This is a genomic window from Thiomonas intermedia (genome assembly GCF_002028405.1).
Taxonomy (GTDB): domain Bacteria; phylum Pseudomonadota; class Gammaproteobacteria; order Burkholderiales; family Burkholderiaceae_C; genus Thiomonas; species Thiomonas intermedia.
The window spans coordinates 2,508,880-2,522,329 of sequence record NZ_CP020046.1; the positions used below are offsets into that span (position 1 = coordinate 2,508,880).

At 63.2% G+C, this 13,450-nt stretch carries 11 protein-coding genes and 1 pseudogene; 11 read left to right on the plus strand and 1 reads right to left on the minus strand.

What is annotated here, in order from left to right; all coding sequences use genetic code 11:
* Window positions 1–37 precede the first annotated feature (37 nt).
* Window positions 38–1,417, plus strand: coding sequence for a dihydrolipoyllysine-residue acetyltransferase (gene aceF, locus BVH73_RS11780; protein WP_079418898.1), 1,380 nt, complete (start codon window positions 38–40; stop codon window positions 1,415–1,417).
* Window positions 1,418–1,430: 13 nt separating this feature from the next.
* Entirely contained in the window at window positions 1,431–3,260 is a 1,830-nt protein-coding gene (gene lpdA, locus BVH73_RS11785; RefSeq protein ID WP_079418900.1) for a dihydrolipoyl dehydrogenase, read from the plus strand.
* 84 nt (window positions 3,261–3,344) lie between these two features.
* On the opposite strand, the gene BVH73_RS11790 is transcribed toward lpdA, so the two are convergent.
* Complete coding sequence (locus tag BVH73_RS11790; protein WP_079418902.1) at window positions 3,345–4,001, minus strand: C40 family peptidase; 657 nt, start codon at window positions 3,999–4,001, stop codon at window positions 3,345–3,347.
* 81 nt (window positions 4,002–4,082) lie between these two features.
* On the opposite strand from BVH73_RS11790, the gene acuI reads away from it, so the two are divergent.
* The 9 genes and pseudogenes from acuI (at window position 4,083) to soxA (ending at window position 13,443) form a co-directional block, all read left to right on the plus strand.
* Window positions 4,083–5,060 carry an acrylyl-CoA reductase (NADPH) gene (acuI, locus tag BVH73_RS11795; protein ID WP_079418904.1) on the plus strand — a complete coding sequence of 326 codons (978 nt, stop codon included), beginning with the start codon at window positions 4,083–4,085 and terminating at the stop codon, window positions 5,058–5,060.
* Between the two features lie 75 nt (window positions 5,061–5,135).
* A complete protein-coding gene (locus BVH73_RS11800; protein WP_079418906.1) occupies window positions 5,136–7,028 on the plus strand; it encodes a propionate--CoA ligase in 1,893 nt (630 codons plus the stop codon).
* Between the two features lie 96 nt (window positions 7,029–7,124).
* Window positions 7,125–8,481: pseudogene (locus BVH73_RS11805) on the plus strand (IS1182 family transposase).
* 247 nt (window positions 8,482–8,728) lie between these two features.
* Window positions 8,729–9,127, plus strand: a complete 399-nt coding sequence (locus tag BVH73_RS11810; RefSeq protein ID WP_079418908.1) for an ArsR/SmtB family transcription factor — start codon at window positions 8,729–8,731, stop codon at window positions 9,125–9,127.
* A 12-nt stretch (window positions 9,128–9,139) separates the two neighbouring features.
* Window positions 9,140–10,519, plus strand: a complete 1,380-nt coding sequence (gene soxC / locus BVH73_RS11815; protein ID WP_079418910.1) for a sulfite dehydrogenase — start codon at window positions 9,140–9,142, stop codon at window positions 10,517–10,519.
* Entirely contained in the window at window positions 10,497–11,621 is a 1,125-nt protein-coding gene (locus tag BVH73_RS11820) for a c-type cytochrome (protein WP_079418912.1), read from the plus strand. The genes soxC and BVH73_RS11820 overlap by 23 nt, the downstream gene beginning before the upstream one ends.
* A gap of 50 nt (window positions 11,622–11,671) precedes the next feature.
* The gene (gene soxY, locus BVH73_RS11825) at window positions 11,672–12,145 is read left to right on the plus strand and encodes a thiosulfate oxidation carrier protein SoxY (protein ID WP_079418914.1); all 474 of its coding nucleotides are present in this window, start codon (window positions 11,672–11,674) and stop codon (window positions 12,143–12,145) included.
* 75 nt (window positions 12,146–12,220) lie between these two features.
* Window positions 12,221–12,532 carry a thiosulfate oxidation carrier complex protein SoxZ gene (soxZ, locus tag BVH73_RS11830; protein WP_079418916.1) on the plus strand — a complete coding sequence of 104 codons (312 nt, stop codon included), beginning with the start codon at window positions 12,221–12,223 and terminating at the stop codon, window positions 12,530–12,532.
* Between the two features lie 65 nt (window positions 12,533–12,597).
* Window positions 12,598–13,443 (plus strand): sulfur oxidation c-type cytochrome SoxA, encoded by an 846-nt coding sequence (gene soxA / locus BVH73_RS11835; protein ID WP_079418918.1) that lies wholly within the window; start codon window positions 12,598–12,600, stop codon window positions 13,441–13,443.
* Window positions 13,444–13,450 lie beyond the last annotated feature (7 nt).

A 13,450-nucleotide genomic window follows, 5' to 3' on the forward strand; every position in this document is an offset into this window, starting at 1 on the left:
CGACCGCCGCACGCACACACAACAGGAGACACGCAAGATGGCCGTCGTCGAAGTCAAGGTTCCCGACATCGGGGACTTCAAGGATGTGGAAGTGATCGAGGTGCTGGTGAAAGCTGGCGACACGATATCGGTGGAGCAGTCGCTGGTCACGGTGGAGAGTGACAAGGCGAGCATGGAGATTCCGAGCAGCGCGGCGGGCAAGGTGAAGGCGGTGCGGGTGAAGCTGGGCGACAAGGTGAACGAGGGGGTGGTTTTGCTGGAGCTTGAAGCGCAGGCGGCAGGCGCTGCCGAGCCGCCCGCAGCGGCAGCATCGCCCACGCCAGCGGCGCCGGCCGAGCCCGGAGCCCCTGCGGCATCGGTGGCGGTCGTGCCGCCTGCGGCCGCGGGCGTTGGATTTGCCTCCGAGCCGCGCCAGCACACGCCACCGACGGCGTCTTTGCCGACGCCGACCCCGGCGGCCTCCGCCGCGCAGCTGCCGCACGCCTCACCCAGCGTGCGCAAGTTGGCGCGCGAGTTGGGCGTGCCGCTGGCCGAGGTGAAGGGCCACGGCACGAAAGGGCGCATCACCGCCGAGGATGTGCAGACCTTCGTCAAGGCTGTGATGGCCGGTCAGGCGGTCACTCAGGCCGCGGCGTCGGCGGTGGCGACGGCAGGCAAGGGTGGAGGCACCCTGGGAGGCCTCAATCTGCTGCCCTGGCCCAAGGTGGATTTCGCCAAGTTCGGTTCGGTTCGCACCGAGCCGCTCTCGCGCATCAAGAAACTCTCCGGCCCCAATCTGGCGCGCAACTGGGCCATGATTCCGCATGTCACCCAGTTCGACGAGGCCGACATCACCGAGCTTGAGGACTTCCGCAAGAGCAGCAACGAGCGCATGGCTAAGCAGGGCGTGAAACTCACCATGCTTGCCTTTGTGATGAAGGCCTGCGTGACGGCGCTCAAGGCCATGCCGGCGTTCAACAGCTCGCTGGACGACAGCGGCGAGAACCTAATCCTGAAGGACTACATCCACCTCGGTTTCGCGGCCGATACGCCGCAAGGCCTGGTCGTGCCGGTGCTCAAGGACGTGGACAAGAAGGGTCTGGCGCAAATCGCCAAGGAGATGGGCGAGCTGGCCGCGACGGCGCGGGAAGGCAAGCTCAAGCCTTCGGACATGCAGGGCGCGACCTTCACGATCTCAAGCCTGGGCGGCGTGGGCGGCACGGCCTTCACGCCCATCATCAATGCACCGGAAGTGGCCATTCTCGGCTTGTCCAAGTCGCAGATCAGGCCGGTCTGGGATGGCACGGCGTTTCAGCCCAGGCTGATGCTGCCGCTGTCCCTGTCGTACGACCATCGCGTCATCGACGGGGCGATGGCTGCGCGCTTCACCACCGTGCTCGGCGAGCTGCTCGCCGACTTGCGGCGTGTGCTGATCTGACCGGGAGCGCGACATGGCCATGATCGAAGTCAAGGTTCCCGACATCGGGGACTTCAAGGATGTGGAAGTGATCGAGGTGCTGGTGAAAGCTGGCGACACGATATCGGTGGAGCAGTCGCTGGTCACGGTGGAGAGTGACAAGGCGAGCATGGAGATTCCGAGCAGCGCGGCGGGCAAGGTGAAGGCGGTGCGGGTGAAGCTGGGCGACAAGGTGAACGAGGGGGTGGTTTTGCTGGAGCTTGAAGCGCAGGCGGCAGGCGCTGCCGAGCCGCCCGCAGCGGCGGCATCGTCCACGCAAGCGGTGACGGCCTCGGCTTCCGCGGCGCCCGCAGCAAGATCCGAAGCGCCGCCGCTCATAGAGGCTGCGGCCGACTACGGCGGCAAGGTCGATCTGACCTGCGACGTGCTCGTGCTCGGTGCCGGTCCCGGGGGCTATTCCGCCGCCTTCCGCGCCGCCGATCTCGGTTTGAGCGTGGTGCTGGTCGAGCGCTACGCCACGCTGGGCGGTGTCTGTCTCAATGTGGGCTGCATCCCCAGCAAGGCGCTGCTGCATGTGGCCTCGGTGATCGACGAAGCGGCCCATTTCGCCGATCTTGGCGTGACGTTCGAGCCGCCCAAGGTCGATCGGGCCAAGCTTGCCGCGCACAAGGGCAAGGTGGTTGGCAAGCTCACCGGTGGCCTTGCGGCCATGGCCAAAATGCGCAAAGTGACGGTGGTGCGCGGCTACGGCGCTTTTGTCGATGCGCATCATGTGCAGGTCGAACTCACCGAGGGCGAAGGCCAGCACAAGACCGGCGCCACGCAGACGGTGCAGTTCAAACGGGCCATCGTGGCCGCAGGCTCGCAGGCCGTGCGTCTGCCCTTCCTGCCCGACGATCCGCGCATCGTCGATTCCACGGGGGCCCTTTTGCTCGACCACGCGCCGAAGACCATGCTCATCGTCGGCGGCGGCATCATCGGGCTGGAGATGGGCACCGTGTATTCCACGCTGGGCGCACGGCTCGACGTGGTGGAAATGCTCGATGGCCTCATGCCCGGTGCCGACCGCGATCTGGTGAAGGTCTGGCAGAAGCTCAATGCCAAGCGCTTCGACCGCATCATGCTCAAGACCAAGACCATTGCTGCCGAAGCCAGGCCCGACGGCATCTGGGTGACCTTCGAGGGCGAGGGTGCGCCGAGTGAGCCGCAGCGCTACGACCTGGTGCTGCAAGCCGTCGGGCGCTCCCCGAATGGCCGCAAGATCGCGGCCGACAAGGCGGGTGTGGCGGTGAACGAGCGAGGGTTCATTCCCGTGGACGCGCAGTTGCGCACCAATGTGCCGCACATCCATGCCATTGGCGACATCGTCGGTCAGCCCATGCTGGCGCACAAGGCCGTGCACGAAGGGCATGTTGCCGCCGAGGTCTGTGCGGGCGAACTCAAGGGTGACGACGCGTTGGCGAAGGCTGCCTTCGAGGCGCGGGTGATTCCCAGCGTGGCCTATACCGACCCGGAGATTGCCTGGGTCGGCCTGACTGAAGAGGCGGCCAAGGCCGAAGGCATCGCCGTGACCAAAGGGCTGTTTCCGTGGTCGGCATCCGGCCGGGCCATTGCCAACGGGCGCGACGAAGGCTTCACCAAGTTGTTGTTCGACAAGGCCACTCATCGCATCGTGGGGGGCGGCATTGTCGGCACCCACGCGGGCGATCTGATCGGGGAAATCGCCCTGGCGATCGAGATGGGGGCAGACGCGGTGGACATCGGCCGCACCGTGCATCCCCATCCGACTCTGGGTGAGTCCGTCGGCTTGGCGGCCGAGGTCGCCGAGGGAAGCTGCACCGATCTGCCGCCGTCCAGGCGATAAAAAACGGGCTCCGGCCCGTTTTTCCTGGGAGATGCTGTCGGTAGGGTTGCGGCGTTGCCCGCCGCGCACCGAGACCCCTGCGACCTACTGGCCGCTCGGCCCGGGCGGATTGGCGGAGGGGCTCGTGGCGTCGTCCTGCGCCACTTCGGTCTGCTGTCCTGTCACGATGCGGCGTGCGCCGTCAAAGCGTTTGGCCCAGTAGGGCGAGTCCAGATTCTCCACCCGGATGGTCTGGCCCGAGCGCGGAGCATGAATGAACTGGCCGTTGCCAATATAGATACCCACGTGCGAGAACGCCCGCCGCAAGGTGTTGAAGAACACCAGATCGCCGGGCCTGAGCTGACTCTCCGGAATTTTTTCGCCTTCCCGAGCCTGCTGCGCGGCATTGTGCGGCAACACCGTGCCCAGCGTTTCTTCGTAGACGTATCGAACAAAACCCGAACAGTCGAAGCCGCTGCGCGCTGAGTCGCCCCCATAGCGATATTTCACGCCGAGAAAGCTCAGCGCATTGACCACCAGATCGGAGGCGCGGGTCGAGACCTGCTGGACAAACCCGTTCTGCGTGAGCCATTGGCGAAGGGGGGAATCATCCCGTTGGGCGTTTTGCACATCGCGCACCGCCTGCTCCGAGGGCTGGGCGGGGTTGACCTGAGGCAGCGCCGCCGGATCGGCCCACGCCGAAGCGCTGCCCAGCAGGCAGCAAGCCAAGGCGATCTGGACGAACAGGGGATTGACACGCATAAGCGCGCGAATTTAGGTAAATTGGACTTCCGTGTCAATCATTGTGCGGCGCAGCACGGGCGCCCGTGAGGAGACCCCGACATGTTTACCGCTTGGCGACTCGATCAAACCGATCAGGGCTTCAAGGCTGCATTGGGCCCGTGCGAAGACAGCGAGCTGCCCGACGGGGACGTGACCGTCGCGGTGGAGTATTCCACGCTGAACTACAAGGATGCCCTGGCGCTGACCAACCGCGGGCCAGTCGTGAGGCGATGGCCGATGGTGCCTGGAATCGACGGGGCGGGAACCGTCCTCGAAAGCACGCACCCGGATTGGCATCCGGGCGACCGCTGGCTGCTCAACGGTTGGGGCGTCGGCGAAACGCATTGGGGGTGCCTGAGCCAGCGGGCACGCTTGCGGGCGGACTGGTTGATTCCCTTGCCCAAGGCTTTCACGGCGCGTCAGGCCATGGCCTTGGGGACGGCTGGCTACACCGCTGCATTGTGCGTGCTGGCGCTGGAGCGACAGGGCGTCTCGCCCTCCCAGGGCAGCGTGCTGGTTACCGGCGCGAGCGGCGGCGTGGGCAGCGTGGCGGTGGCGTTACTGGCTGAAGCGGGCTGGACGGTCGCAGCCTCGACCGGCAAGTTGCAGGAAGAGGCCTACTTGCGCGCACTCGGAGCCTCCGAGATCATCGACCGCAACACCCTGTCGTCTCCGGGCAAGCCGCTGCAGAAGGAACGGTGGGCCGCGGTGGTGGATACGGTGGGCAGCCACACCCTGGCCAATGCCTGTGCTCAGACCTGCTGGGGCGGGGTGGTGGCCGCCTGCGGGCTGGCGGGCGGCATGGATTTTCCGACCACGGTGGCGCCCTTCATTCTCCGTGGCATCACGTTGGCCGGCATTGACAGCGTGATGCAGCCGCGAGCCGCCCGGACCCAGGCATGGCAGAGGCTGAGCGAGCGGCTCGACGGCTCCATGCTTGACCGGATCACGCAGGAAGTCCCGCTCGATCAGGCCGCGGCGGCTGCGCAGACCCTGCTGGATGGCCGCGTGCGGGGACGCATCGTCGTGAAAATCTGAGCGCGGCGCAGCGTCAGTCCGGCGTCAGGGCCCCTTCCTAGGCTGGCTCTGCAAACAACGACAGGAGATAACGCCATGGCAGACGGGACTTACGTCGATTTTTATCGACGCAGCGTCGATTCGCCAGAATTGTTCTGGGCCGAGCAGGCGCAGGCCATCGACTGGCATCGGCCCTGGGATGCAGTGCTCGATCGCAGCAAGCCGCCGTTCGCTGCATGGTTTGCCGGGGGCTTGACCAATCTCTGTCACAACGCGGTCGATCGGCATCTCGCTGGGCGCGCCGATCAACCGGCGCTGGTCTACGTGTCGACCGAAACCGGCGAGGAGCGCATCTACAGCTATGCCGACCTGCACCGCGAAGTGCAGGTCATGGCGGCGAGCCTGCAGAGTCTCGATGTGGGTCAGGGCGATCGCGTGCTGATCTATATGCCGATGATTCCCGAGGCGGTTTTCGCCATGCTGGCCTGTGCGCGCCTGGGCGCGGTGCATTCCGTGGTGTTCGGCGGGTTCGCCTCGGTGAGCCTGGCGGCTCGGATCGACGACGCGCGTCCCAAGGCCATCATCAGTGCCGATGCGGGTTCGCGGGCGGGCAAGATCATGGCGTACAAACCTCTGCTCGACGAGGCTCTGCGTCTGTCGCAACATCCGCCGGCGCAGGTCGTCATGGTCGATCGCGGACTGGTCGGCTGGGCGCGCGAGGCCTTGTGCGACATCAGCTATGCCGATCTGCGGGTGCAGCACGCCGATGCGCAAGTGCCCTGCGTCTGGGTCGAGTCCACCCATCCGAGCTACATCCTCTACACCTCGGGCACCACGGGCAAACCCAAGGGGGTGCAGCGTGATACCGGGGGGTATGCCGTGGCCCTGCATCTTTCGATGCGAACGGTGTTTGGCGGAAAGGCGGGTGAGACCTTCTTCTGCACCAGCGACATCGGCTGGGTCGTCGGCCACAGTTACATCGTCTACGCGCCATTGCTCTGCGGGATGACCACCATCCTGTACGAGGGCACGCCCATCCGTCCCGACGCCGCCGTGTTCTGGCGGGCGGTGGAGCAATATCGGGCCAACCTGATGTTCTCAGCACCGACGGCGATGCGTGTGCTCAAACGTCATGATCCGGCCTTACTGCATCGGCACGATCTCTCCAGCCTGCGTGCCATCTTCTTGGCGGGGGAGCCGCTGGACGAGCCCACCGGGCGCTGGGTGGCCGAGTCCCTGGGCAAGCCGGTGATCGATAACTACTGGCAGACGGAGACGGGCTGGCCCATTCTGGCGACCCCGCAGGGGTTTCCGGAGGTGGCGTCGCGTCTCGGTTCGCCTGGGGTCTCGATGCCCGGGTACAAGGTCTGCCTGCGCAACGAAACCGATGGCGCCCCGGTCGAGGTCGGCGAGAAAGGCGTCCTGGCCATCGACTGGCCACTACCCCCTGGATGTCTGCAAACCATCTGGGGCGATGATGCCCGGTATGTTCATACTTACTGGAGTACATACCCCAACAGGCAGGTGTATTCGACTTTCGACTGGGGGCGCCAGGATGCGGACGGCTATCTCTACATCCTCGGTCGTACCGACGACGTCATCAACGTGGCCGGTCACCGGCTCGGCACCCGCGAGATCGAAGAAAGCATCAGCGCGCATCCAGCAGTGGCCGAAGTGGCCGTGGTCGGCGTGCAGGATGCGCTCAAAGGCCAGTCCGCCTGGGCCTTCGTGGTGCTCCGCCCGGGGCAGGATGATGTTCCCGCAGCGACGCTGCAAGCGGCCATTGCCACCCACGTCGATGCCCAACTGGGTGCCATTGCGCGGCCCCAGCGCATCTGTCTGGTCACGGCGCTGCCCAAGACGCGCTCAGGCAAATTGTTGCGGCGCGCCATCCAGGCAATCTGCGAGGGGCGCGACCCTGGCGACCTCACTACACTGGAAGACCCGCTTGCCCTCCAGCAAATTCCTGATGCAATTGCACGCGCCTGACTAGGGAAACTCCTAGGAGGCTGTCGGACTTTCCAGGCTTTCGCCTGATGGTTCGATCCGAGATAATGGCGACAGTCCATTGAGGAGTTCCTCGCGATGAGTCGCTTTGTTTGTGTTGATCGAGACACGGCCTACCTTCTGCCGCCGTCGGTGGACGAGTGGTTGCCCAGTGATCACCTCGCGCGCTTTGTTGTCGAAGTGATTGATCGGCTCGATCTGGACGATTTGGTCAAGCAGTACGCGGGCCGGGGTTCGGCCGCGCATCACCCTGCGGTGCTGCTGGGACTGCTGATCTACGGGTATGCCAACGGGGTGCATTCGAGCCGCAAGATCGAACGCGCGACCTACGACTCGGTGGCGTTCCGCTTTGTGGCGGCCAATACGCATCCGGACCACGATACGCTGGCCGCGTTCCGGCGGCGCTTTCTGAAGGAGATCGAGGCGCTGTTCGTGCAGGTGCTGGTGCTGGCGCGCGAGATGAAGTTGCTCAAGCTCGGGCACATTGCGCTGGACGGCACCAAGATCCGAGCCAGCGCGAGCAAGCACAAGGCGCTGTCGTGGGGGCATGCCAACAAGATCGAGGCGCAGTTGCGCCAGGAAGTCCAGGACCTGTTGGCGCGGGCGGAGAAGGATGATCGCTCCAGCGCGCCCGATGGCATGGATGTGCCCGCCGAGATCGCGCGCCGCGAGGACCGCCTGAGCGCCATCGCGCAGGCCAAGGCCAAGATTGCGCAACGCGCCGCCGAACGATTCAAAGCGGAGCAGCAGGAGTTCGAGACCAAAGAGGCCAAGCGCCGGGCCCAGCGCGAGGCCGGGAAGAAGCCGCGCGGGCGGGACCCTGAGCCGCCCCAGGCCGGACCCCAGGACAGCGACCAGGTCAACCTGACGGACGAGGAGTCGCGCATCATGCCGGTGTCCGGCGGCGGCTTCGAGCAGAGCTACAACGCCCAGGCCGGCGTGGACATCGAGACGATGATGGTGGTCACCGCGCACGTCACGCAGGCCTGCAATGACAAGCGCGAAGTGGTGTCCACGCTCGAGCAGATTGCGGCGTTGCCCGGGGCGCTTGGCAACGTGCAGACCCTCGTTGCCGACAACGGTTTTTGCAGCCAGGCGAACGTGCTCGCCTGCGTGCAGGCGGGAATCGAGCCGCTGCTGGCGATGAAGCGCGAGTCGCATCACGTGCCCCTGGCCGAACGGTTTGGGCCCGACCCCGACGCGCCGCGAACTGCGGAGCCGGTCGCCAACATGGCCCACCGCCTGTGCACACAGGCAGGCCGGGCGCTGTACAAACTGCGCAAGCAGACCGTCGAGCCCGTGTTCGGCATCATCAAGCACGTCATGGGCTGGCGTCAGATGAGCATGCGCGGGGCTGCACAAGGCGCGAGGCGAGTGGAACCTCGTGACCATGGCCTGGAACATCAAGCGCATGCATGTGCTGCGCGCCGGGTGACGAGCAAAGAGGGAAAGTGCGCCCAGATCGCGCCCCGCACGACCTGCTCTGCGCCCCAACGGGCCGCCCAGGAGCCTGTGCAAGTGATGAAGACGCTGGCGGCGTGCCTGGCCGCGCATAAACCGCGCGGCTCACCGCCGCCACCCCCGCCCCTCGGGCTCAAGTCCGACGGTCTCCTAGCCGACAAGGGTGGACAAGCCAGACGATGGTTTGAAAAATATCAGTGCTTGCTTATAAGCAAATCCATATGCCACAAAATGACACGCTCCCGGAACTGGTGACGTCGCCCGCAGATGATCTCTCGGTCGATGCGGACCGGGTGTTCGATTCCGCCGCAGAGCTCTTCGGCGTCCTCGCCACCCCCCTGCGCTTGCGCATCCTCAATTCCATCTGTACAGGCGAAAAAAGCGTGACAGAAATCATGGACTCGGTCGATTCGACCCAGCCCAATGTGTCCCAGCATCTCAAGGTGTTGTATCAAGCCGGTGTCGTCGCCAAGCGCCGCGTCGGCAATCTGGTTTATTACCGTGTGCAGAGCGAGAAGGCAGTGCAGTTGTGCCGGACCGTGTGTACTCAAATTGCCATCGAGCTCGATGATCCCGAATCGGTTTCGCAGACGGATCGCCTGGCTCGACGTGCCTACTAAGCGAGAAAGAGGATGAGTGACTACACAAAAAAGCTAGGCCGGCTGCGTAAAGCACCGGAAAACTTCCTGAGCGCTGAGCAGATCGCCCAGGTTCAGGGAGGTCGCCGCGACTTTTTGCGTAAAGCGTTCCTGACGGCCAGCGCCACCATGGCCGCTGGTGGCGCCGCGAACGTCTATGCAGCTGATCGCCCGGACTGGGAGGGCGATAAGGGCAGCAAGTTCATTCTGAAAGAGCAAGAGTGGCGCACCACTCTGGGTGCTCCGGTGAACGAGCCGCCTTACGGCATGCCCTCCAAGTATGAAAAAGACCTGGTGCGGCGTATCAGCCCGGGTCTGGCTGCTGTGAACCAGGCCAACGTGGCGTTCGCGCCGCTGCAGGGTATGTTTGGTATCGTCACGCCGGCGGGTCTGCACTTCAACCGTTCACACCAAGGCTGGTACGACATCAACCCGGAAGACTTCCGCTTCATGGTGATGGGTGAGAAGAATCTCATCAAGAACCCCAAGGTCTATACCGTGGGCGACATCATGCGCATGCAGCCGGTGTCGCGCTTCCACTTCATCGAATGCGGCGCCAACTCCGCGATGGAATGGGGCAACGTGGCCCTGCCCACCGTGCAATACACGCACGGCATGGTGTCCTGCTCCGAGTTCACCGGTGTGCCGCTGATCGACATTCTTGAAGATTGCGGCGCCGATCTGAAGGGCGTGCGCTTCATCATGGCCGAAGGTGCCGACGGCTCCACCGAGAACCGCACCATTCCGATGTCGCTCGTGCTGTCGGGTGAGGTGCTGGTGGCCTATGGCCAAAACGGTGAAATGCTCCGTCCGGAAAACGGCTATCCGCTGCGTCTGGTGGTGCCGGGTGTCGAGGGTGTTTCCAACATCAAGTACCTGCGCCGCATCAAGCTCGGCACCCAGCCTTTCGCCACCAAGGACGAAACCGTGGGCTACGTCGATCTGATGCCGGACGGCCGTCTGCGCCAGTACACCTCGGTGATGGAAGTCAAGTCCGTCATCACCTCGCCGTCGGGCGGCCAGGTGCTGCTCGACAAGGGCCTCTACAACGTCTCGGGCCTGGCATGGTCTGGCCGCGGCAAGATCAAGCGCGTCGACGTTTCCTTCGATGGCGGCGTGAACTGGCAGCCCGCGCGTCTCGAAGGGCCGATTCAGAGCAAGGCCTTCACCCGTTTTAATGTGCCCTGGGTTTGGAAGGGGCAGGTCGCCTTCATGCAGAGCCGTGCGATCGACGAAACCGGCATGGTGCAACCCACCTACGAAGAACTGCGCAAGGTGCGCGGAACCCGGTCCGTCTATCACAACAACGCAATCCAAACCTGGCAAGTTGAAGAAAATGGAGATGTTCGCAATGTCCAACTCGCGAATTCGTAAAGCCGCGCTGGCGGTCATTCTGGGTGGGGTGTTTGCCGGAGGCGCCTCTCTGGCGCAGGCCGCAGGCGCGCCCATCCATCCCCAAGTCCCTACAAAGGACGTGAAACTCGACGCCGCTCTGGGTCGTACGGCCACGCCCGATGAGATCAAGGCTTGGAACATTGATGTGCGTCCCGACTTCCAGGGCCTGCCCGCAGGGTCCGGCAGTGTAGCGACGGGTACCAAGCTGTGGGAGGCCAAATGCGCATCCTGCCATGGCGACTTCGCGGATTCCAATGCCGTGTTCCCGCCTCTTGTGGGGGCCTACCAGGCCACCAAGCAGGACATCAAGACGGGCCGGGTCGCCAAGCTGGCCGACACAAATGATGGCGCAACCACCATTGAGAAGCTGTCCACGGTTTCCACGTTGTTCGACTACATCCATCGCGCCATGCCATGGAACGAGCCTGGCTCACTGTCCTGGGATGACACCTATGCGCTGGTTGCCTACCTGCTGAATCTGTCCAACGTGGTGCCTGGCAACTTCGTACTGACCCGCGACAACGTGCAGCAGGTTCAGGACATGCTGCCCAACCGCAATGGCATGATCTGGAACCACGGCATGTGGCCCGGCAAGGAGATCGGGAATGGGGGTATCCCGGATACCCACAACAAGGATTGCATGAAAAACTGTGCTCCAGCTCCCAAAATCACCAGCTTCATTCCTGACTTTGCGCTGAACAACAACGGCAACCTCGCGGATCAGTACCGCACCTGGGGTCCGATCCGTGGCTTGCAGACCGAGTCTGCAGCCGAACAGGAAAAGAAAGCAAAAGAAAAAGCTGCGGCAGCCGACAATCCCGGTGCCAAGGTGGTCGCTCTTTTGAAAGACAAGTCCTGCTTGGCTTGCCACAGCCTGGGTGATACCAAGCTCGTCGGGCCGGGTTACAAGGAAGTCGCTGCCAAGTATGGCGGCAAGAAAGACATGGTCGCCGAATTGACCACTCGCATCATCAAGGGCGGTTCAGGTGTTTGGGGCTCCATTCCCATGCCGCCGCAGACCATCAGCGAAGCCGATGCCAAGATGATTGCGCAGTGGATTGTCGACGGCGCGAAGCAGTAACACGTTATCAAAATGCAGGACCCGTCCTGTTCACTTTAAGGAGAAGACTGATGAATCAAACTCGTCGCCAGGTCATGCAGATCGGTGCAGGCGCAGCCGCCCTGGGTGTTGCTGCCACTGCTGGTCTCATGCCCAATGTTGCCCTGGCTGCTGATGCCCCGGGCTGGAACGCTCCCCTGTTCGAGGCCAAGTCGCTTGCCGACGTGGCCAAGATCTGGGGCGGCACGATGACCGAGAGCACCGATGTGTCCATCATCGGCCCAGATATCGCTGAAAACGGCGCCGTCGTGCCCGTGGGTGTCAAGAGCAACGCGGCTGGCACGACACAGCTCGGCATCGTGGTCGAGAAGAACCCCACCTCGCTGGTGGCCACGTTCAACATGACCGATGCGTCCGTGCCCAACGTGGCGACCCGTATCAAGATGGCTCAGACCTCGAATGTCTACGCCGTTGCGAAAGTTGGTGACAAGCTGCTGTTCAGCAAAAAAGAAATCAAGGTCACGCTCGGCGGCTGCGGCGGTTGATCGCCCTCACAGCGTTTGCATTGAAATCTCCCGATGCTGACCAAACGGCATCCACTCAAATAAAGGAGTAACACTATGGCTTTCCCGATGCGTATGCGGGCGAACGTCGAAGGCGACGCAGTGGTCGTTCGCGTTCTGATGACCCACCCCGAAGAAACCGGCCTGCTGAAAGACAAGGCTGGCCAGATCATTCCCGCCCACTTCATTCAGTCCGTGACCTGCAAGAGCGGTGACAAGACCGTGCTGACCTGCGACTGGGGCACGGCCATCTCCAAGAACCCGTTCCTGGAGTTCCGCTTCAAGGGTGGCAAATCCGGCGACAAGGTGACTGTGTCCTGGATCGATAACAAGGGCGATACGTCCACTGCAGACACCACGGTGTCCTGATGCATCTTGTGCGCGAGGCCTTTCGGCTTCGCGCATTCTGATTTATTCACCGCTGCGAGGAGACTATGAGAAACCGTACAAAAAAGACGGCCATCTTGGCCGGGGTTGCCTTACCCGCCATGCTGTGGGTCGGAGGATTTGCCACCCAGGCAAATGCGGCCTCACTGACCAATGAAGGCAACCAATACCTTGCCCTGATGAATGAAATGGGCGGTAATCCTGCTGATTTCAACATCGATGACGGCAAAAAACTTTGGGCCGAGAAACGCGGTCCCAAGAATGCTTCGATGGAGCAGTGCAATCTGGGTCTTGGCCCGGGCGTGCTCAAAGGCGCCTATGCACAGCTGCCCCGCTATTTTGCCGACACGGGCAAGGTGCAGGACCTGGAATCACGCCTGATCACCTGCATGGAAACCCTTCAAGGTTTTACCGAGCAGGAGGCTGAGCACGATGCGTTTGCCAAGGAAAGTGGCAATGCAACGCCCTTGGTCAATATGGCGATGTACGTTGCCCACGAATCGGACAACATGAAGATCGCCATTCCCCAGAACACGGCCGAAGAGAAACTGGCGTACGAAAACGGCAAGAAGCTGTTCTTCTACCGAGGTGGTCCTTTCAGCTTCTCCTGTGCGACCTGCCACTCCGAGAAAGACAAGCGGATCAAGATTTCCGCGCTGCCTGATCTCGTCGACACCGGGCCGAAGGGCGCCGCTGTGTCTTACGCGACCTGGCCGGCCTATCCGAACTCGCAAGGTGTTGCCCGTACGCTCGAGTGGCGCATGTTGGCCTGCTTCCGTCAGCAACGCTTCCCCATGCCGAAGATGACGTCCAATGCGGTCATCGACCTGATCACCTACATGGGTGTGAATTCGAACGGCGCGACTTTGCACACGCCGTCGTTCAAGCGCTGAGACCTGA